A 20,606-nucleotide genomic window follows, 5' to 3' on the forward strand; every position below is an offset into this window, starting at 1 on the left:
TCATGGGAGCAAGGGACTCAGTAGAGCGTCGTCTTCTGCCGCTCGGGCAGCCCCTTGTCGTAGGCCTCTCCGTCGAAACGGTTCTGGGTCACGGCCGCCAGGATCTGCCCAGCGCTCGGCAGGTCCCCTCGCACCACATGCTTCTGCGGATTCCACAATTCCGAGCGCAGGATGGCGCGGGCGCATTGGAAGAAAACCGTTTCGACCGTGACCGCGATGACGGATTTCGGCGCCTTGCCGTCGACCGCGAAGCTCTCGAGCAGATCAGGTTCGACCGAGATGATTGCCCGCCCGTTCACCCGCAGCGTCTCGCCGATGCCGGGGATCAGGAAAAGCAGGGCCATATGCGGGTCGCGCACGATGTTGCGAAGCGAGTCGAGGCGGTTGTTGCCGCGCCGGTCCGGCATCAGCAGGGTCTTGTCGTCCTGTACCCGCACGAAGCCCGGCCCGTCGCCACGCGGCGAACAATCGAGGCCTTCCGGGCCGCGCGTTGCCAGGGCCGCGAAGGGTGCTGCCTCGATGAAGGCACGGTATTCGGGAATGATGTGGGTGACTTCCTTCAGGAGCGAGGCTTCGGCAGGCGATCCGTAGAGCGCTTCGAGTTCGGCGATGCTGGAGATCGTGGCCGGCATGAAATGCCTCTCCCGATGGTGACGGAAGCCAAGGCATAACCCTGCCTCACGCTAACCGCAACGGTGGGATGCAACACGCCGCCTTGTGCCTATGCAGCCGGTGTGGAAGAGGTGTCCGCGAAGGATCTCCGCATGACCGCCTCCATCGACACCGCCGCCAAGGACGCCAAGCGCCCGCCTTACATGGGCTATGCCATGGCGGCGGCGGGCGCGACGCTGTTCTCCACCAAGAGCATCCTCATCAAGCTCGCCTATGCCCAAGGCATCGATGCGGAGACGACGCTTGCTCTTCGCATGATCCTCGCCCTGCCCTTCTATCTCGTCATCGGCATTCACGCCTTCAGCAGCATGAAGGCTGCCGGAAAAGAGATGCCGGATGCAAAGCTGTGGCTGCGCATGATCGGCGTGGGTCTCGTCGGCTACTGGACTTCGAGCTATCTCGACTTCAAGGGGCTCGAATATATCTCCGCGCATTTCGAACGGCTGATCCTGTTCACCTACCCGCTCTTCGTGGTGCTCATCGGCGCGGCTTTCTTCCGCCAGCGTATCAAGCTGAAGGCGCTGCTCGCTTTTGCCGTAAGTTATGCGGGCCTGGCGCTGATGTTCGCGCAGAACTTTTCCGCTTTGGGCGCGAGCGCGATGACGGGCACGCTCTTCGTGCTCTCCGCCGCCGTCACTTTCGCGCTCTATCAATTGCTGGCGAAGCCCCTGATCATGACAATCGGCCCGCAGCTGTTCACCTGCATCGCCATGAGCGCTGCGGGCGTGGCCGTCATCCTGCAATTCCTGGTGACGCATCCCATCGAGAATCTCTTCGTCTCGACGCCCTTGTGGGGCCTGAGCCTTGCGCTGGCCTTCGGCGCGACGGTGCTGCCGTCGTTCTTCATGAGCGCGGCCCTGAAGCAGATCACGCCTCAAGCCAACGCCACCATCGGCATGATGAGCCCCGTGGTCACCATCGTGCTCGCCATGGCGATCCTAGGCGATGCGATCGGCATTGCGGATTGGCTGGGCGCCGCCCTCGTCATCCTCGGCATCGGCTGGTTCACGCTCTCCGAGCGCAAGGGCTGATCCGCGCAAGTCCAACGATCGTGATTTGACAATCGCTCGGCCGAGGGCGCTGCCTGTCCCGGACTAAAGCCCGCTCTACCTTGAAAGGATCGCCGTCTTTTCAGGGGAGGGTGGTCGCTCAAGGAGGCGCATGCAGCATCATCAACCAGGCCCGGCTTCTCAGGCGGCCTTCACCTCCATCCCGTTCCGGTGGCGCGAAGTACGCCTCGTGACGGGCCTCGTGCTCGGTCTCTTCCTGCTCACCCATTTCAGCAATCACGCGTTGGGTCTCATTTCCATCGAGGCGATGGAGAAGGGTAGGGCGTGGTTCAATCTTCTCTGGCGCAATCCTCTCGGTACATTCCTGCTCTACGGCTCGCTGCTGACGCATTTCCTCATGGCGCTCCAGGCGCTCTATCGGCGGCGCACTCTGCGCATGCCTTGGCGCGAGGCGATGCAGATGACCTTGGGACTCTCATTGCCGTTCCTCGTGATTTCGCACGTGGTCGGAACGCGGATCGAATGGAGCCTGACCGGCTGGGCATCGGGCTATCCCGAAGTGGTGCGCAATCTCTGGATCCGCTCGCCCGAGATCGGCTTGCGCCAGACCATCGCGCTTATTATCGCGTGGCTTCACGGGTGCTTGGGCATCTTCTTCTGGCTGCGGGCGAAAACCTGGTTCCCGCGCTATGCGCTGCTGCTCTACACGGGCGCCATTCTCGTGCCGGTTCTGGCGCTTCTCGGCTTCGCATCGGCGGGCAAGGAGATCGCGCGAGCGCCGGAGCATTTCGGTTCCGCCATGCGGGTTTCCTCCTCGGTGGCGGAGACGCTGGCGAACATCAACACCGGCCTTTACGCGACGTTTGCCGCCCTCGTGTTCGGTACATTCGCGGCGCGGCTTGCGCGCAGGGGCCTTTTGCAGTCGCAGAGCATCCGCATCATTTATCCCAACAATCAAACGGTGAGTGTGCCTTCAGGCTTCAGCGTACTGGAGGCAAGCCGCATCGCAGGCATCCCGCATATTTCCGTCTGCGGCGGGCGAGGGCGCTGCTCCACCTGCCGCGTGCGCATCGTCGATGGAGAAGAGGGACAGCCGCCTCCGAGCGGTCAGGAGCGCGGAACGCTCGCGCGCATCAAGGCCGGACCGCATGTGCGGCTCGCCTGCCAGTTCAGGCCCGTGCACGACGTGGTGGTGGTGCCGATCCTGTCCACGGGACGCCAGGGCGTGACGTCCCTCGTGCGCGGCGGCAAGGCGCAGGGACAGGAGCGTGAGATCGCGGTGCTCTTCTGCGACCTGCGCGGCTTCACGAGTCTCGCGGAACACCATCTGCCCTTCGATACGGTCTTCATCCTCAACCGCTATTTCGAGATGGCGGGCGAATGCGTTGAGAATGCCGGCGGCTATATCGACAAGTTCATCGGCGATGGCGTGCTCGCGCTCTTCGGCCTGAAGAACGCACCGCAGGAAGCCGCGAAACAGGCGGTCGATGCGGCTTTGAGAATTCACGCAGGTCTCACTCTGCTCAACAGGCAATATGCGAGCGAGTTCGCAACGCCCCTGAAGATCGCCATGAGCCTTCACGCGGGCTCGGCCATCGTTGGCGAGATGGGCTATGGGCAGGCGACGAGCCTCACGGCTGTCGGCGATACCATCAACGCCGCAAGCCGCTTAGAGGGCCTGGCGAAGGAGCTCGATGCGGAACTTGTGATCTCCCACGACATCGCGATCCGCGCAGGCCTCGACCTTTCAAGCCGCGAAAGGCGCACCGTGTCCATCCGGGGCAGGGCGGCGCCGCTCGACAGCTGGATCATTCCTGAAGTGGCTGATCTGGTGCGCTAGTCAGGCATTCCCGATCAGCACGCCAGCTGCGAACACCAGTGCTCCGCCAAGCACGACCTGGAAAGCCGCGCGCAGGAAGGGCGTCTCCATGTAGCGGTTCTGGATGAAGGCGATGGCCCAGAGTTCCACGAACACCACGGCGGCGGCGATGATCGTCGCGGTCCAGAAATGCGGGATGAGATAGGGCAGGGCGTGGCCGAGGCCGCCGATGGCGGTCATGATGCCGGAGGCGAAGCCCCGCTTGATGGGCGAGCCTCTGCCTGAGAGCTTGCCGTCGTCGTGGGCAGCTTCCGTGAAGCCCATGGAGATGCCTGCGCCCACCGAGGCCGAGAGGCCGACGAGGAAGGTCTGCCACGTATCCTGCGTGGCGAAGGCTGCCGCGAAAATGGGTGCGAGCGTCGAGACCGATCCGTCCATCAGGCCTGCCAGGCCCGGCTGGACATAAGTGAGGATGAATTGCCGCCGCTCGGTCTGGGCTTCCTCCTCCTTCACCGATTCCGGCGTATGGGTGAGGCCGAGGCGGCGGGCGAGGGATTCATGGGCCATTTCCGCCGCCGCCAGATCGCCGAGGAGCTTTCGCGTGGAGGCGTCAGTGGTGCGCTTGGCGGCCTCCACATAGAAGCGGTGGGCCTGCGCTTCCATGGTCTCGGCGGCGGTCCGCACCTTCTCGATGCCGAGCGGACGCACCAGCCAATCGGGCTTTCGCTCATAATAGCCGCGCACATGCTCGCGCCGGATCAGCGGAATCGTCTCGCCGAAACGCCGCCGGTGCAGTTTGATCAGGGATGCCCGGTGCCCGTCCTCCTCAACCGCCATCTCCTCAAAAACCTTGGCCGATTGGGGAAACTGTTCGCGCAAGCCTTCCGCATAGGAACGGTAGATCCGCGCATCGTCCTCCTCCGAGGAAATCGCGAGGGCGAGAATTTCCTGTTCGCTGAGAGAATCGAAGGGGCGGCGGTCGAAGCCGAACACGCGGGAGAGCATAGCAGAGTCCTTGTTTAGAATAATTCTAAATAACCTCAGTTCTCTGGCAGGTCAATTTTGCCGAGCTTGGGTTTCTCCTGAAAAGAACAATGAGGGACGCCAGAACAGCAGGATTTATCAAAGCCTCTCCGCTTAGGGTTAGGCAAATAGTCAGTCGAGGGCAGGCCATGGAGCAACCGGTTTCAGAGACTTACGCGAAGCGCCTCATGCGCGTTTCGGCCTATATCCACGATCATCTGGATCAGGATCTCAGTCTCGATGTCCTGGCCGATATCGCCTGCCTGTCGCCCTATCACTGGCACCGCATCTACCACGGCTATTTCGGTGAAACGGTCGCAGCGACCGTGAGGCGCCTGCGGTTGCAGCGCGCCGCCGCCGATCTCGCCCATACCGAAAAGTCCATTCCGGAGATCGCGACGCGCGCCGGATACGACAGCCAGGCCTCGTTCACCCGCGCCTTCAGCGCCGCCTTCGGATTGCCGCCCGCGAAATACCGCGAGGTCGGCAGCCATTCGGTCTTCAAAGATTCAACGCCTCAGGACATCCAAGCCATGTATGACGTCGCCATCACTCACGTTCCCGCCACGGATTTGATCGCGGTCGATCATCGTGGCTCCTACATGGGCATCGGCAAGAGTTTCGATCTTCTGTTCACGACGCTGGCTTCGCGCAATCTCATCAAACCGAATTTGCGCATGATCGGTGTCTATTTCGACGATCCGACGAGCGTGCCCGAATCCGAATTGAAATCTCAGGCCGGTGTTGCTGTCACTGATATGGATGCTGTCGATACACCTCTTCTGACGACGCACATTCAGGGCGGCGATTATGCGGTCCTGAAATACAAAGGCCCCTACGGCGACATGCGCGTGGCCTACGATTGGCTCTTCGGCCAGTGGCTTCCCGCATCAGGCCGCGAAGCCGCCGATGCGCCGGTCTTCGAGGACTATCTCAACAGTCCGCGCGACACCCCGCCGACCGAGCTGCGGACGGATATTTATCTGCCGCTGAAATGAGCCTGATTGTTCCAGACAAAGAAAAAGGCGCGGTCGAAACCGCGCCTTTCTTATTCTTGGATCAAGCCTTGAGGCTTACTCGCCGCTGGCGGCCTTCTGCTGATCACGCTGGGCCTTTTCGGCGTCGCGCTCGGCCTTGAGCTGCTCGGTGATGTCTTCGCCGGTTTCCTGGTTCACGACCTTCATGGAGAGACGGACCTTGCCGCGCTCGTCCATGCCGAGGAACTTCACCTTCACCTTGTCGCCTTCCTTGACGACGTCGGTCACCTTGGCGACGCGGTTCTTGGCGAGCTCCGAGATGTGCACGAGGCCATCGCGGGAACCGAAGAAGTTCACGAAGGCGCCGAATTCCATCACCTTCACCACCGTGCCGTCATAGATCACGTTGATCTCAGGCTCGGCGACGATGGAGCGGATCCAGTTGTAGGCGGCCTTGATCGACTTGCCGTCGGCGGAGGCGATCTTGATGAGGCCGTCGTCGTTGATGTCGATCTTCGCGCCGGTCTTCTCCACGATCTCGCGGATGACCTTGCCGCCCGAACCGATGACTTCGCGGATCTTGTCGACCGGGATCTGCATGGTCTCGATGCGCGGAGCATGCTCGCCGAGTTCGGCGCGCGGAGCGGTGAGCGCCTTGTTCATCTCTTCGAGAATGTGAGCGCGGCCACCCTTGGCCTGCTCGAGAGCGACACACATGATCTCTTCGGTGATGCCGGCGATCTTGATGTCCATCTGGAGCGAGGTGATGCCCTGATCCGTGCCGGCCACCTTGAAGTCCATGTCGCCGAGGTGATCCTCGTCGCCGAGAATGTCGGACAGGACCGCATAGCGCTCACCCTCGAGGATGAGGCCCATGGCGATGCCGGCGACCGGACGGCGAAGCGGAACGCCTGCATCCATCAGCGCGAGAGAGGCGCCGCAGACGGAGGCCATGGAGGACGAGCCGTTCGACTCGGTGATCTCCGACACGACGCGGATCGTGTAGGGGAAGTCGTGAGCTGCCGGCAGCATCGGGTGGATGGCGCGCCAGGCGAGCTTGCCGTGGCCGATTTCGCGGCGGCCGGGCGAGCCCATGCGGCCCGTCTCACCGACGGAGTAGGGCGGGAAGTTGTAGTGCAGCAGGAAGGTTTCCTTGCGGGTGCCTTCGAGCTGGTCGATGAACTGCTCGTCATCGCCGGTGCCGAGGGTGGCTACCACGAGGGCCTGCGTCTCGCCGCGGGTGAACACGGCCGAGCCGTGGGTGCGGGGCAGAACGCCGACTTCGGACACGATCGAGCGAACGGTCTTCAGATCGCGGCCGTCGATGCGCGAGCCGGTATCGAGGATGTTCCAGCGAACGACCTTGGCCTGGGCTTCCTTGAAGACGGCCTTGACCTTCTCAGCTTCGAACTTGGCTTCGCCCTCAGCCGGGCAGAGCGCTTCGAACACCTTCGCCTTCACGGCGTCGACGGCGTTGTAGCGGTCCTGCTTCTTGGTGAGCTTGTAGGCTTCGCGCAGGTCCTTCTCGGCGATGTCGAGAACGGCCTTCTCCACGTCCGACAAATCGGCGGGCTGGTAGTCGCGCGGCTCCTTGGCGGCCTTCTCGGCGAGGCGGATGATGGCCTCGATCACCGGCTGGAAGTGCTTGTGGCCGAACATCACGGCGCCGAGCATCACGTCTTCGGCCAGTTCCTTGGCTTCCGACTCGACCATCAGAACCGCGTCGGCCGTTCCGGCGACAACGAGGTCAAGAACGGTCTCTTCCATTTCCTGCAGCGGCGGGTTCAGCTTGTACTGGCCGCCGATATAGCCGACGCGGGCGGCGCCCACCGGGCCCATGAAGGGCACGCCGGAGAGGGTCAGGGCAGCGGAAGCCGCCACCATGCCGACGATGTCGGGATCGTTCTCGAGATCGTGCGAGAGCACGGTCACGACGACCTGGGTGTCATTGCGGTAGCCCTCGACGAAGAGGGGGCGGATCGGGCGGTCGATGAGGCGGGAGACCAGGGTCTCCTTCTCGGTCGGACGGCCTTCGCGCTTGAAGTAGCCGCCCGGGATGCGGCCGGCGGCGTAGGTGCGCTCCTGGTAGTTCACCGTGAGCGGGAAGAAGTCGATGCCGGCCTTCGGCTCCTTGGCGGAGACGACGGTGGCGAGCACGGTGGTCTCACCATAGGTGGCGAGCACGGCGCCATCGGCCTGGCGGGCCATGTGGCCGGTTTCGAGCGTGAGCTTACGCCCACCCCAGATCAGTTCTTCGCGTTGAATATCGAACATGTTTCGTCTTTCATGACAGCAGGAGCGGGGGCTCGATGCCATGAGCAAGACGGCAAGAGGCTCATGCGGCGGAACGATCCGCTCACCCAAGCCCCTTGCGATCCTGCCATGGTCATCGCGTCATCCGTCTCCTCAAAGGGACGCCGGGACTTTTCTTAGTCTTGACCGGCGCCGGAGCGAACTTGCCGGATTTATCTCATCCGATCCGTTCGGGAAGACCGGAGGGGATCTCCGGGAAAAACCGTCCGGAGCCGTGCTCCGGACGGAAAGGTCAAAAGCTTAGCGGCGGATGCCGAGCTTCTCGATCAGGGTCTTGTAGCGGCTCTCGTCCTTCTTCTTCAGGTAGTCGAGAAGCGAACGGCGCGACGAGACGAGCTTCAGGAGGCCACGGCGGGAATGGTTGTCCTTGTTGTGGGTCTTGAAGTGACCGGTCAGGTTGTTGATCCGCTCGGTCAGAATGGCGACCTGCACCTCGGGGGAGCCCGTATCGCCAGCCTTCTGCGCGAATTCCTTCACAAGCGCGTTCTTGCGCTCAGCAGTGATCGACATCGCATATCCTTTCAGGTTTGCTTTTTCATAAGAGACCTTGGCCTTGTGAGGCTTGAAAGGTCGGTTTCGTCAGGGAAAGGCCGGGCCGGGATGTCGTCCAGCGCGGTCGTATCGTCCGACGAATTCCCCAGGCAGCGCCTATGGGAAGTGGCGGCACCATACACGAAAACGATCCGAGTTCCAGAGATTTCGCTTTTGTGTTGCCGTAGCGCCGAGCTTTGGCGACGAAGCTCTTTGACAATGGCAAAGATTATAGGCCTTGCAGGAAAGCCTCTCCATTACCGCCTAAGGTGCGATCTAGCGATTCTTGGAATTCGGTGATCGCCCAGTACTCTGTCAAAAAGCGAGTTCTAAGCTGTTGCTGAAGGTCAATATTGGGAGTGCTCCAGACCTCGGATGCCAACTCCACTACGACAAGTAATTTTCCAGAAGAGGAATAGGGTTGAATGGTGAGGCCAACGTGAATTTGCTTCAACGCTTCACTCGGAGAGCCAAATCCACTCTCAATTTTAGGGGGAGCTTCTTCCGAAAGAGGATAAATTTTAAGTCTTTCAGAAAATTCTCTCATTACCTCAAGAGAAAAATATGCTGATCCCCTACCTGAAAAGGTAGAGGTTTGAGCAACGACTTCGACCGCTCCATGCCACTCATCTTCGGGCTTATACTTGAGACGTATATGGCTCATAGGTTTGTGACTCACGCTCCCAGATTGAACACGCGGTGCGGCACCAGCTCGCCGCGCTCAATGTCGCCGACAGCCACGAGCACGCCGTTGCAGGTGGCGTAGGCCTTGCCGGAGAGCGGCGCATCGCGTCCGCGCAGGATGATCGACTGGCCGCGCATCAGGCGGTTCGCCATGTCGCGGCTTACCATAATCGACGGGATTTCGCTGAGCGCCGTCTCCACGGGACGCAAGGCTGCGGGATCTGTCGTGAGATCGTCCACCGTGACCGCATCGTGCTCCGTGAATGGGCCGACGCGGGTGCGCCGCAAAGCCGCGATATGGCCGAGGCAGCCGAGCGCGCGGCCGAGATCGCGGGCGATGGCGCGCACGTAAGTGCCCTTGCCGCAATCGGCCTCGATCACCGAGCGGTTGCCGTCGTGATGCACCAGCGTGAGACGGTCGATCTCGACGGTGCGGGCCTGCAACTCCACCACCTCGCCCTCGCGGGCGAGATCGTAGGCGCGCTCGCCCTGAATCTTGATGGCGGAAAAGCGCGGCGGCACCTGCTGGATGGAGCCGGTGAAGCGCGGCAACAGGGCTTCGATTTCGGAGGCTTCCGGCAGCTTGTCTGTGCGCTCGACGATCTCGCCTTCGGTATCGTCCGTATTGGTCTCTGCGCCCCAGGCAACGGTGAACACGTAGGACTTACGCCCGTCCATGATGAACGGCACGGTCTTCGTGGCCTCGCCCAAGGCAATCGGCAGGATGCCGGAGGCGAGCGGATCGAGCGTGCCCGCATGGCCTGCCTTCTTGGCGGAGAAGCCTCGCTTCACCACCGCGACGGCATGGGTCGAGGTCATGCCGACGCCCTTGTCGAGGATGATCCAGCCATTGACGTCACGCTTCTTCGGGCGCTCGCCCTGAGGGCGGCGGGGAGGGCGCTCGTTCTGAGGGGCGTCGGTCATGCAGTTTTCTCTGAAATGGATTTGTGAGTGTGAGGAGCGGTGACGCTGCTCTGCATAAAAGAGGCGAAGGCGTCGAAGGCTTCAGGCTGCGCGAAGGCGGCCTTCGGCAAAGCGAGAATCGCCTTGCGCTTTCTGTAGAAGATCAAATGGCTATCCAACCTGGCTAATCGCTCGATACCTGAAAACGCGATGCGGGTGATGACATGTTCGTCCTCGATGGTGAGAGCATGTCCATCACTGGTGACATGCAGTGTCTGCGCCGGATGAAAAAGGGATTTGCGGATGCTGCTCCGCCATCTTCTTTCGAACAGCATGCGGAAAGCCATGAGCCCGATCAGGCCGCCCGCAATCGCGAGCGTGATTTTTTCCAGAACGTTTGCCTCAAGCGCATCCAGGTTCCAGAGCACGAGCCCGGCCAGACTTGCCGCGATAGCGAAAGCGCCGATGCGGGACAGAATGGTCACGATAGCGAAATAAGAACGATCCGGATCTCGCCGAACCAGAACTTTCAGGTCAGCCGGAGATGGCATGAAGCGGACATCGATGATGCCCTGCGCCGCATTCTTTAATGTGTCAGACACCGCGAATAGTCCTTCTCAGGTGTCCTGCTCATCCTCGTCATGGTCAGTGCCCGGCTTCGTCGTATCTCGCGCCACGCGCTCGGAGCGCAGCAGGGCATCGATGCGGGCGGCCTCGTCGAAGCTCTCGTCGCGGCGGAAGCGCAGGTCGGGCGCGAATTTCAGGTTCACGCGGCGGGCGACTTCCTGGCGCAGAACCTTCTTGTTCTTCTCCAAAGCCTTGATCACCGCATCCTCGTCCTTGCCGCCGAGCGGCATCACGTAGGCGGTCGCGAGCTTCAGGTCCGGCGACATGCGAACTTCCGGAATCGTGATGACGTTCCTCGTCAGCACATCGTCCTGAAGATCGCCGCGGGAGAGCACCTCGGCGAGAGCGTGGCGGATGAGCTCGGCCACGCGCTGCTGGCGCTGCGAGGGGCCGGTGGTTTGTTCAAAGCGCTTAGCCATTCGCGCGCTCCTTTGCATAAATAACGAAATGGTCGAAGGCGTCCTTCGACGGAAAGGCACGCTGCGGGATGCAGACAGCCTCGAGTTTGCTGATGAAGAGAAAAAGGTAGCTATTGAGCGTGGCGATCTTCGTGATCTTGCTCCAGGCGAATTCGCCTTTGAAGCCTTCGCTCGACCAAATGATCTCATCGTCACGAAAGATGAAATCAAGCCGCTTGTTGGCCATGCTGTAGCGCTTGAAAATCCAGGCGGGAAGAACGCGGTCGAAGAGAACATCGACCAGCGCCACGAAAGCGATCAGGCCCGCATAGAGAGGCAGGATCTCGGAAAGGTAAGTCCAAGACAGAACTTCATCGGCCGTAAGGCCAGCATTCCAGATCAAGAAAAGCATGATGACGACGTTGATCCCGATGAGCAGGGCATAGCGCCAGGGCCAAATCGCGTACTCGATAGGGCTGAGCTTGCGCCTGGCCACGCGGGAGGCCTGATAATCGGCAAAGCTATAGGTGTAGCTTGCGCTATACGCCGCCTCGGGGCGGCTTTGAGCTGCTTGGTCTTGCATCGTTTTCTCTCCGGGATCGGACCGGATGGTTCAAAAAACATGGCCGGGAGATAACCCGGCCATGCTGGTCTCTGTTTCAGGCGAGAGAAGCGCGGCTTAGAGCGTGCGCTTCACTTCCTCGACGCGGTAGCATTCGATCACGTCGCCAGCACGCATGTCCTGGTAGTTTTCGAAGGCCATACCGCATTCCTGGCCGGAGGTGACTTCCTTGGCGTCGTCCTTGAAGCGCTTGAGCTGAGCCAGCTTGCCTTCGTGGATGACCACGCTGTCGCGGATGAGGCGGACATGAGCGCCACGCTGGACCACGCCGTCGAGGACGCGGCAGCCTGCGATCTTGCCGACCTTGGACACGTTGAACACCTCGAGGATCTGCGCCTCGCCCAGGCGCTCTTCGCGCAGGGTCGGAGCGAGCAGACCGGACATCGCCGCCTTCACGTCATCCACGAGGTCGTAGATGATGTTGTAGTAGCGGATCTCGATGCCTGCGCGCTCGGCGGATTCACGTGCTTCCTTGTGGGCGCGCACGTTGAAGCCGAGGATGATCGCACCGGAGGCTTCCGCCAGCGTGACGTCGGATTCCGAAATCGCACCGACGCCGGCCTGGATGATGCGGGCACCGACTTCTTCGTTGCCGATCTTCTCGAGAGCGCCGGCAATGGCTTCCGCCGAGCCCTGCACGTCGGCGCGGATCACGAGCGGGAACTCCTTGCGGCCGGCACCGGCCTTCAGGTCGCGCATCATGTCCACCAGCGTGCGTCCGGCCGAGCCCATGCGGGCGGCGGCGCGTTCGCGCTTCTGACGGGTGCGGTACTCGGTGACCTCGCGGGCACGGGCTTCGGATTCGACCACCGCGACGCGGTCGCCTGCTTCCGGCGTGCCGTTGAAGCCAAGCACCTCGACCGGAACCGAGGGGCCTGCTTCCTTGGTGTTCGCGCCCAGATCGTTAATCAGCGCGCGCACGCGGCCCCATTCGGCGCCTGCCACCACGATGTCGCCGGTGCGCAGCGTGCCGCGCTGGACGAGAACCGTGGCCACCGGACCGCGACCGCGATCGAGCTTGGCTTCGATGACGGTGCCTTCGGCCGAACGTTCGGGGTTTGCCTTGAGGTCGAGGATTTCCGACTGGAGCGACAGGCCTTCGAGCAGGCTGTCGAGGCCCTGGCCGGTCTTGGCGGAAACCTCGAATTCGAGGGTTTCACCGCCCATGGATTCCACGACGATCGAGTGCTGGAGCAGCTCGGTGCGCACCCGCTGCGGGTTCGCGTCGGGCTTGTCCACCTTGTTGATCGCCACGATCAGCGGCACGCCGGCCGCCTGAGCGTGAGTGATCGCTTCGATGGTCTGAGGCATGACGCCGTCATCGGCCGCCACCACGAGCACGACGATGTCCGTCACCTTGGCGCCGCGGGCACGCATGGCGGTGAAGGCGGCGTGGCCGGGGGTGTCGATGAAGGTGATCTTGCCGCCGAGCGGCGAGGTCACCTGATAGGCGCCGATATGCTGCGTGATGCCGCCGGCTTCGCCGGAGACCACGTTGGTCTTGCGAATCGCGTCGAGAAGCGAGGTCTTGCCGTGGTCGACGTGGCCCATGATGGTGACCACAGGCGGACGGGCCGAGAGGTTCTCGTCCGTGTCCGGCGTGTCGAACAGGCCTTCCTCGACGTCCGATTCCGCGACGCGCTTCACCGTGTGGCCGAGCTCTTCCGCGACGAGCTGCGCGGTATCGGCATCGATCACGTCGGTGATCTTGTGCATCTGTCCCTGTTTCATCAGGAACTTGATCACGTCCACGGCGCGCTCCGACATGCGGTTGGCGAGCTCCTGGATGGTAATCGTTTCCGGAACCGTCACCTCACGGGCGATCTTTTCCTTCTGCTCCACATGACCTTTGCCCATCAGGCGCTGGTTGCGGCGACGGAAGGCAGCAAGCGAGCGGGTGCGCTCGTCCTCACCGGACGTGGCGGTGGCCAGGGTCAGACGACCACGGCGGCGCTCCTCACCGGGGGCAGCCTTCGGGGTCTTCTGGGGAACGGCAGGCTTGGCCGGGCCGCTGCCGGGACGGCGAACCGTACGCGGTGCCTCATCATCGTCGATCTCGACGGCGGGACCACGGGTCGCGACCGGCGCAGCGGTGCGGGCGTTGGGCTTGGCTGTGGACGGATCCGGAATCGCCGGAGCCGCGGGACGCGCCATATGGTTCAGGCTCGGCGGACGACCACCGGAGGTGCCACCAGTCGCGCGCGGACCGCCGCCGAAACCACCGGGGCGGCCTTCACGCGGACCATCGGAACGGAAGCCACCTGGACGGCCTTCGCCACGGGGGCCACCTTCAGAGCGGAAGCCACCTGGACGGCCTTCGCCGCGCGGACCGCCTTCGGAGCGGAAACCGCCCGAGCGCTGTCCATCGGGACGCGGGCCACGGGGACCATCGCCACGGGGACCGTCCTGGCGGAAGCCGCCGGGGCGGCCTTCACCGCGCGGGCCATCCTGACGCGGAGCCGGGCCACGATCGCGAGCCTGTGCGGGAGCTGCTTCCTCGCCCAGACGACGGCGGGCCTCATCCTCGGCGCGGCGCTTGTGCTCGGCTTCCTGACGACGGCGCTCGTCTTCTTCCTGCTTGCGGGCTTCTGCCGCAGCACGGTCCTTGGCCTCGGCAGCCTCGCGCTCGACGCGGCGGGCCGATTCCTCGGCCTGACGCTTGCGATCTTCCTCGTCGCGGCGGCGCGAATCGGCCAGGGCGCTCATGCGGGCATCGCGCTCCTGATCGGAGAGCGTCTGCAGCACCACGCCGGACCGGGGCGCGTTGGAGGAGGGCGCACCGCGCTGCGGGCGTCCGCCTTGTGCGGGGGCAGCGGGCTTTGGAGCCGGCGCCGGCGCAGCTGCCTTCGGCGCGGCAGCGGGTGCTGCAGCCTGGGAGGCAGCCGGCTTTTCGTCCTTGGCTCCCGTGGGGCCAACGGCAGGGCGACGCTTCACGGTCTCGACCACGACCGCCTTCGAGCGGCCATGGGAGAAGCTTTGCCGCACCGTGCCTTGCTCGACGGGGCGCTTCAGAGACAGCGTCTTGGACGACACGTGGAGAGTCTTGTCGCCCTGGTTTTTCGTATCAGTCATTCCGCCTCAGTTCCTGCGGGTTTCAAAATCGTGGGTTCGCCGGTCTCGTTTCCGAGGCCAGATAGATCGGCATCGGTGCCGCAATAGGTGCGGTAACGGTGCCAGCGGTTCAGAAAGCCGTCGCTCCCAGCGCCCGCGACGAGGGCAGCATGTATCACATGTGACCGGCCTAATGCCAAACCCAATTCGTCATTCGACAATACTTGGATGACCGGAAAGCTAGATATTGCCTCGCCGAGGCGTTTTCGCAACGGGTTCGTCAATTTTCTTCGCCCATCTTCGGCCGCCTCTGCGGCATGAATAAGGGCAACGATGGGCTTAACCGTGATGGCCGACTCGACTTTCTCGAAGCCGGTGATGACGCAGCCCGCCTTATTGGCCAGCGCCAGGCCCTGTCGCAGATCGTCCCTGAGCAGATGCTCGATGTCCTGTGACAGGGTAGCAGGGGCTTTCGCCTCCGTCTTGAAGGCGCGGGAGAAGAGGCGGCGCTTTACCGCCTCGTCCACCGTATTGCGGCGGGCCGTCACCCAGACGCCCCGGCCGGGAAGCTTGTGCTTGAGATCGGGAACGACCTGGTTGTCGGGCCCGAGGACAAAGCGGATCAGTCCCGCGGGGCTTTGCGCCTCGCGGGTGACGATGCAGGTGCGTTCCGGTTCTTTGTGTTCCGGTACTTGCCGCGCCAAAGGTTCTGACCTCGCTTTGTCATCGCCGTCATCAGGACGGCTGAGCCTCGGTCTCGGCTTCATCAGCCGAGTCCTCGGTCTCTACGATTTCTTCGGGAGCCTCGATCCAGCCGGCCTTCACGCGGGCGGCCATGATCATGGATTCCGCTTCCGTGCGAGACACATCGAAGCCGTCGAGAGCGCCCTTGTAGCGGGTTGCCTCGGGGCCCTTGCCCTCCGTCCAGCCGGCGAGATCGTCGGTGGCGCAGCCGGCCAGGTCCTCGACGGACTTGATGTCGTTCTCGCCGAAGGCCACGAGCATGGCGGTGGTGACGCCGTCGATCTCCTTCAGGTCGTCCTCGACGCCCAGCTCCTTGCGGCGGGCCTCGTTGTCGGCCTCGATGCGGGCGATATATTCCTGGGCGCGGTTCTGGATCTCGGCGGCGGTGTCCTCGTCGAAGCCCTCGATGGAGGCGACTTCGGCGGAATCCACGTAGGCGATTTCCTCGACTGAGCGGAAGCCCTCGGAAGCGAGCAGCTGGCCCACCACCTCGTCCACGTCGAGCGCGTTCATGAACAGATCGGTGCGCTCGGCGAATTCCTTCTGACGGCGCTCGGACTCTTCAGCCTCGGTGAGGATGTCGATGTCCCAGCCGGTGAGCTGCGAGGCCAGACGCACGTTCTGGCCGCGGCGGCCGATGGCGAGCGAGAGCTGGTCGTCGGGCACCACCACTTCGATGCGGTCGGCTTCCTCGTCGAGCACCACCTTCACCACTTCGGCGGGCTGGAGTGCATTGACGATGAAGGTCGCCTGGTCGGGGGACCACGGAATGATGTCGATCTTTTCGCCCTGAAGCTCGCCGACGACCGCCTGGACGCGGGAGCCGCGCATGCCGACGCAGGCGCCGACGGGGTCGATGGAGGAATCGCGAGAGATCACGGCGATCTTGGCGCGGGAGCCCGGATCGCGGGCAACGGCCTGCACGGTGACGATGCCGTCATAGATTTCCGGCACTTCGGAGGCGAAGAGCTTCGCCATGAACTGCGGATGCGTGCGCGACAGGAAGATCTGCGGGCCGCGGGTTTCGCGGCGCACGTCGAAGAGATAGGCGCGGACGCGGTCGCCCGGACGGAACGTCTCGCGCGGGATCAGCTCGTCGCGGCGGATGATCGCTTCACCACGGCCGAGATCGACGATCACGTTGCCGTATTCGACGCGCTTCACGGCGCCGTTCACGATCTCGCCGATGCGGTCCTTGTATTCCTGGTACTGACGGTCGCGCTCGGCGTCGCGCACCTTCTGCACGATCACCTGCTTGGCCGACTGGGCCGCGATGCGGCCGAAATCGAAGGGAGGCAGGGTGTCGGCGATCACGTCGCCCACCTGGGCAGCCGGATTGTGGCGGGCGCGGGCTTCCGTGAGGGTGATCTCGCGGGCATCGTTCTCCATTGCGCCGTCCTCGACCACGAGGAGGTGACGGGAGAGGCGCAGCTCGCCGGTCTTCGGGTTGATCTCGGCGTGGATGTCGGTCTCGGCGCCGTAGCGCGAGCGTGCGGCCTTCGCGATGGCGTCCGCCATGGCGTCCAGCACGATCTGCTTGTCGATCACCTTCTCGCGCGCGACCGCATCGGCGATCTGCAAGAGTTCCAGCCTGTTGGCGCTAACAGCCATCGAGGTCGCTCCTTAGTTCGGTTTCGTATCGGATGGGTCGTTGTCCTGTTCAGGCGCTTCCACCACATCCGTGTCTTCATCAAGGTCGTCCGTGGTCGGCGCGGTTCCCCGGCGCAGCGATTCACGGATCAGGTCGTCGGTCAGAACGAGGCGCGCTTCGCCCAAATCGGTCAGCGGCAGACGCGCGATGGGCTCCAGGCCCTCCTTCACGTCCGGAAGCTCGACCACGAGCTTGCCTTCCTCCACGCCCCGGATGAAACCCCGGAAGCGCTTGCGGCCGTCCAGCGGCACGGCCATCTCGATCTTGGCGTCATGGCCGGTCCAGCGCTCGAAATCGCTGACGCGCACAAGCGGGCGGTCGATGCCCGGCGAGGAAACTTCGAGATAATACGCCGTGGAGATCGGATCCTCGAGGTCCAAAACAGGCGAAACGGCGCGGCTGACTGTTTCGCAATCGCTCACCGCCATGGTGCCGTCCGGCCTCTCGGCCATGATCTGCACGGTGCAGCCGTTCTCGCCGGTGACTTTCACCCGCACGAGGTTGAAGCCCAGATCCTCGATCACGGGCTCGACAATGGCAGCCACACGGGCGGCCACGCCGTTTTCCGTAATCAACCGCTTGTCGCGTTCGTTCGTCATGATTCTCCGAAGCTCAGGCGTTGAGGCAATAAAAAAGAGCGGACCCGGCGGGGCCCACTCCCGAAAGGCAGTTTACACTGCTACCAGAGCTGACAACCGCAGATATACGCTGTCCGGCCCCAAGATGCAAGGGTTCTATCCGGAATGGTCGCTCCAGGACCTGGTCTGCGGCAAGGCTTCAGACCACGAGGAAGTCCTGCGCGCTCAGCGCCAGCTGAGACTTGAGCTTGGCGAAACGGATGGCCGCACCCTTGCCCGAGCCATCCGCATCGTAGGACAGCACGCCCGTGTTCGGATTGTAGATCAGGTAGTCATTGGCATCCAAGGCCTTGGAGCCGATCCTGAAGAACGCGTCTTTCAGCGCTCCTGTCTTGCCGAGCTTCTTGAAGATGGCGTTCTCCAGGCAGATCCTATCGTCCTCGACCGAGAAGTCGGTGATCGTGTCCATGTTCGAGCGGGCATTCAGTTTCGTGCTGAAGATGAACTTGTCCCGCCCCGCGCCGCCCGTCAGGCGGTCGTTGCCGAGCCCGCCGTTGAGCGCATCATTGCCGGTCAGGCCAGAGAGCTTATTGGCGGTGCTGTTGCCGGTCAGGGTATTGTTGGTTCCATTGCCGGTGAGGGCCACGGCTCGCGTGCCGGTAGCGATGAGCGTCTCGACATGGGCGGCGAGCTTGTAGCTGACCGTCGTATAGACCTTGTCCTTGCCGCCGTTGAAGGCTTCGACCACCACGTCCTTGGCATTGTCGACATAGTAGATGTCGTTGCCGGCGCCGCCTTCGAGACGGTCTTTCCCACCGCCGCCGTTCAGCGTGTCGTTACCGAGACCGCCGCGCAGCACGTTGGCGGCCCCATTGCCGGTGAGCGCGTTGTTCGCCTCGTTTCCGGTCAGGGTGATGTTCGACGTACCGGTCGCGTTGAGATTTTCGACATGCTTGCTCAGGCTATAGCTGACGCTCGTGAAAACGCTGTCGGATCCGCCTCCCGAGACTTCGACGATCATGTCGCCCAGATCGTCGACGTAATAGGTGTCGTTGCCCGTTCCGCCCGTCATGGTGTCGGCACCCGCTCCGCCGTCGAGCACATCGTTGCCCGCCTGCCCGGAGAGAGTGTTGGCTGCCGCGTTGCCTGTGAGCACATTGCTCAACTCGTTGCCTGTCAGGGCAAGCGCGGCGCCGCCCGTCGCGGTCAGGTTCTCGATGGATTTGTCGAGCGTGTAGCTGATCGAGGACCGGACCGTGTCGTTGCCCGAGATGTCCGAGACAACGTCGCCGGCATCGTCGACAATGAACGTGTCGTCACCCTCTCCGCCCGCCATCGTATCGGCGCCTGCGCCTCCATTGATGACGTTGTCGCCTGCATTGCCGCTGATTCTGTTGTCGAGCGCGTTTCCGGTCAGGCGAATGCCAGCGGCCCCGAGGGCGGAAAGCCTTTCGACATTGGCGCTCAAGGCATGATCGATGGAGCTGTAGACGAGATCGTTGCCGAAGCCTGCCGATTCGACGACGAGGTCCCCGGCATCGTCCACGTAATAGACATCGTCGTCCTTGCCGCCCGCCATCGTGTCGGCGCCCAGGCCGCCGTCGAAGATGTCGTCGCCCGCGCCGCCTTCCATGCTGTCATTGCCATCCCGGCCCGACAGGCGATTGTCCCCGGCGTTTCCGATGATCGTGTCGTGGCCACTGCCGCCGATGGCGTTCTCGATCAGGGATCGCGGATCGTTGTCGTAAAGCAGGGCGTTGAAGACATTGCCCCGCGCGGGATGATCGGTGTTGCGGTAATCGAGATGCGCAAGCTGAGTCGTGCTGAAGAGCGAAGAGGCACCGGGCCTCAGGTCGACCTGAAGATCGGTTTCGTAAAGCGAAAGATCATAGGTGTCGTTGCCGCCGCCATCCCAGATCGTGAGGAAGATCTTGTTCGAGCGGCTTGGTTCCGTCGGTCGTCCCGGCACGCCTTGCCCCGCGCCGTTGACCAGGGTTTCCCCTGTCGTCGGGCTCCATGAATAAACCGTGTCGTCGCTGCGGAAATTAAAATTGGCACCGTACATCAGCTGCAATGCGGCGATGTCGTTCATCATGTAGGTTTGAGCGAAACTGTACGGATCCGTCAAATAATTGCCGGTGAGTTCCGCCCCCACATAAGATCTGTAGGTCATCACGGAGAATTCGATCGAATCCCTCTCGGCTGGGAGCGGGACTTCCGTGGACGTACGAGCCTCATGCCCATGCTTCAGCCCGAGCGCATGGCCGATTTCGTGCATGGTGGTGAAATAGTAATATTGCGCCAGGTAAGATGTATCGAAGCCGGCATACTTCGTGCCGATCCAGATGTCGCCCGCACTCGGGGTGTCGTCGGATGGGTAATACCCTGCCGCAGTCGAGATCCCCGATGTTTTGGCAATGGCGATCAGGGGATTGTCGAGCTGGTCCACTTCCGTGAAGTTGAGATTGGTGAAGCCCTCGACCGGCATGAGCATCATCTTCGGGCCGACATCGGTGGGCGGCAATCCTTCCAAAATCGCCCGGAAAGCCTGCTTGACCCCCTCTGAGGCGGCAGTGAAACCTTTCGTCGCGTACCCTTCGGGTGCGCCATATTCGGAAGTGGTTCCGTAAAAGGCAGCACTCGTGGGAAAGCCGTAACTTATGGTCGTGAGGTACCAAGCCTTGCCGCCAAGGATGCCGTCGATATTCGCATCCCCTGTTTTGGGTACGATCCTGCCGGAATTTGCCATGGCCGCTGCTTCTCCTTTTCAGGCTTTCGCGAGAGGCTAGCGGCCATCTGTTTACATGTAAACGTTATAACAGTTGTATTTGGTGGCGTACGATTGTGCTCGCCTCCGAAAGCGAAAGCATCGGGACGAGGCCAAACAAGGCTCGGTAGGAAAAGAGATTCAGAGCGATTGCTATTTCAGGCAGTCGGCTCAGGTCCGTGCAGTCGCTATGATTATGTGGTCATGCTACATGAGCTGATCCCTGGAGAACTCTG

General features: G+C 62.5%; 16 protein-coding genes and 1 pseudogene. 3 read left to right on the forward strand and 14 right to left on the reverse strand.

Going from position 1 to position 20,606, the window contains the following annotated elements; all coding sequences use genetic code 11:
* Window positions 1–17: 17 nt before the first annotated feature.
* Window positions 18–632 (reverse strand): pyridoxamine 5'-phosphate oxidase family protein, encoded by a 615-nt coding sequence (locus MHY87_RS07565; RefSeq protein WP_239350791.1) that lies wholly within the window; start codon window positions 630–632, stop codon window positions 18–20.
* 132 nt (window positions 633–764) lie between these two features.
* Between MHY87_RS07565 and MHY87_RS07570 the strand changes: the two genes are divergently transcribed.
* Both MHY87_RS07570 and MHY87_RS07575 read left to right on the forward strand, forming a co-directional pair.
* A complete protein-coding gene (locus MHY87_RS07570; protein WP_239350793.1) occupies window positions 765–1,703 on the forward strand; it encodes a DMT family transporter in 939 nt (312 codons plus the stop codon).
* Window positions 1,704–1,833: 130 nt separating this feature from the next.
* Entirely contained in the window at window positions 1,834–3,522 is a 1,689-nt protein-coding gene (locus tag MHY87_RS07575; protein WP_239350795.1) for an adenylate/guanylate cyclase domain-containing protein, read from the forward strand.
* On the opposite strand, the gene mbfA is transcribed toward MHY87_RS07575, so the two are convergent.
* On the reverse strand, window positions 3,523–4,506 hold the full coding sequence (gene mbfA / locus MHY87_RS07580) for an iron exporter MbfA (protein ID WP_239350797.1): 984 nt from the start codon (window positions 4,504–4,506) through the stop codon (window positions 3,523–3,525). It abuts the gene before it with no gap.
* Between the two features lie 167 nt (window positions 4,507–4,673).
* Between mbfA and MHY87_RS07585 the strand changes: the two genes are divergently transcribed.
* Window positions 4,674–5,522, forward strand: coding sequence for a GyrI-like domain-containing protein (locus MHY87_RS07585; RefSeq protein ID WP_239350798.1), 849 nt, complete (start codon window positions 4,674–4,676; stop codon window positions 5,520–5,522).
* Between the two features lie 75 nt (window positions 5,523–5,597).
* Here the strand turns inward: MHY87_RS07585 and pnp are convergent, their stop codons facing one another.
* From pnp to MHY87_RS07645, 12 genes and pseudogenes are all read right to left on the reverse strand, one after another.
* On the reverse strand, window positions 5,598–7,775 hold the full coding sequence (gene pnp / locus MHY87_RS07590; protein WP_239350799.1) for a polyribonucleotide nucleotidyltransferase: 2,178 nt from the start codon (window positions 7,773–7,775) through the stop codon (window positions 5,598–5,600).
* Between the two features lie 279 nt (window positions 7,776–8,054).
* Window positions 8,055–8,324 (reverse strand): 30S ribosomal protein S15, encoded by a 270-nt coding sequence (gene rpsO, locus MHY87_RS07595; protein ID WP_239350800.1) that lies wholly within the window; start codon window positions 8,322–8,324, stop codon window positions 8,055–8,057.
* 250 nt (window positions 8,325–8,574) lie between these two features.
* Window positions 8,575–9,009 carry a hypothetical protein gene (locus MHY87_RS07600; protein WP_239350801.1) on the reverse strand — a complete coding sequence of 145 codons (435 nt, stop codon included), beginning with the start codon at window positions 9,007–9,009 and terminating at the stop codon, window positions 8,575–8,577.
* An 11-nt stretch (window positions 9,010–9,020) separates the two neighbouring features.
* The gene (truB, locus tag MHY87_RS07605; RefSeq protein WP_239350802.1) at window positions 9,021–9,953 is read right to left on the reverse strand and encodes a tRNA pseudouridine(55) synthase TruB; all 933 of its coding nucleotides are present in this window, start codon (window positions 9,951–9,953) and stop codon (window positions 9,021–9,023) included.
* Window positions 9,950–10,534, reverse strand: a complete 585-nt coding sequence (locus tag MHY87_RS18950; RefSeq protein WP_239350803.1) for a YcxB family protein — start codon at window positions 10,532–10,534, stop codon at window positions 9,950–9,952. Before MHY87_RS18950 ends, truB begins: the two co-directional genes overlap by 4 nt.
* A gap of 15 nt (window positions 10,535–10,549) precedes the next feature.
* Window positions 10,550–10,978 (reverse strand): 30S ribosome-binding factor RbfA, encoded by a 429-nt coding sequence (gene rbfA / locus MHY87_RS07615; protein ID WP_239350804.1) that lies wholly within the window; start codon window positions 10,976–10,978, stop codon window positions 10,550–10,552.
* Entirely contained in the window at window positions 10,971–11,540 is a 570-nt protein-coding gene (locus tag MHY87_RS07620; protein ID WP_239350805.1) for a YcxB family protein, read from the reverse strand. Before MHY87_RS07620 ends, rbfA begins: the two co-directional genes overlap by 8 nt.
* 96 nt (window positions 11,541–11,636) lie before the next feature.
* Entirely contained in the window at window positions 11,637–14,651 is a 3,015-nt protein-coding gene (gene infB, locus MHY87_RS07625) for a translation initiation factor IF-2 (RefSeq protein WP_239350807.1), read from the reverse strand.
* Window positions 14,648–15,334, reverse strand: coding sequence for an RNA-binding protein (locus tag MHY87_RS07630; RefSeq protein WP_239350809.1), 687 nt, complete (start codon window positions 15,332–15,334; stop codon window positions 14,648–14,650). Before MHY87_RS07630 ends, infB begins: the two co-directional genes overlap by 4 nt.
* Before the next feature lie 31 nt (window positions 15,335–15,365).
* On the reverse strand, window positions 15,366–16,985 hold the full coding sequence (gene nusA / locus MHY87_RS07635) for a transcription termination factor NusA (protein ID WP_239350810.1): 1,620 nt from the start codon (window positions 16,983–16,985) through the stop codon (window positions 15,366–15,368).
* 36 nt (window positions 16,986–17,021) lie between these two features.
* A pseudogene (gene rimP / locus MHY87_RS07640) lies at window positions 17,022–17,624 on the reverse strand (ribosome maturation factor RimP); the annotation flags it as partial.
* A 178-nt stretch (window positions 17,625–17,802) separates the two neighbouring features.
* Window positions 17,803–20,352 (reverse strand): M10 family metallopeptidase, encoded by a 2,550-nt coding sequence (locus MHY87_RS07645; RefSeq protein ID WP_239350811.1) that lies wholly within the window; start codon window positions 20,350–20,352, stop codon window positions 17,803–17,805.
* Between the last annotated feature and the right edge of the window lie 254 nt (window positions 20,353–20,606).

The sequence above is a fragment of the Microvirga sp. ACRRW genome (assembly GCF_022346925.1).
Taxonomy (GTDB): Bacteria; Pseudomonadota; Alphaproteobacteria; order Rhizobiales; family Beijerinckiaceae; genus Microvirga.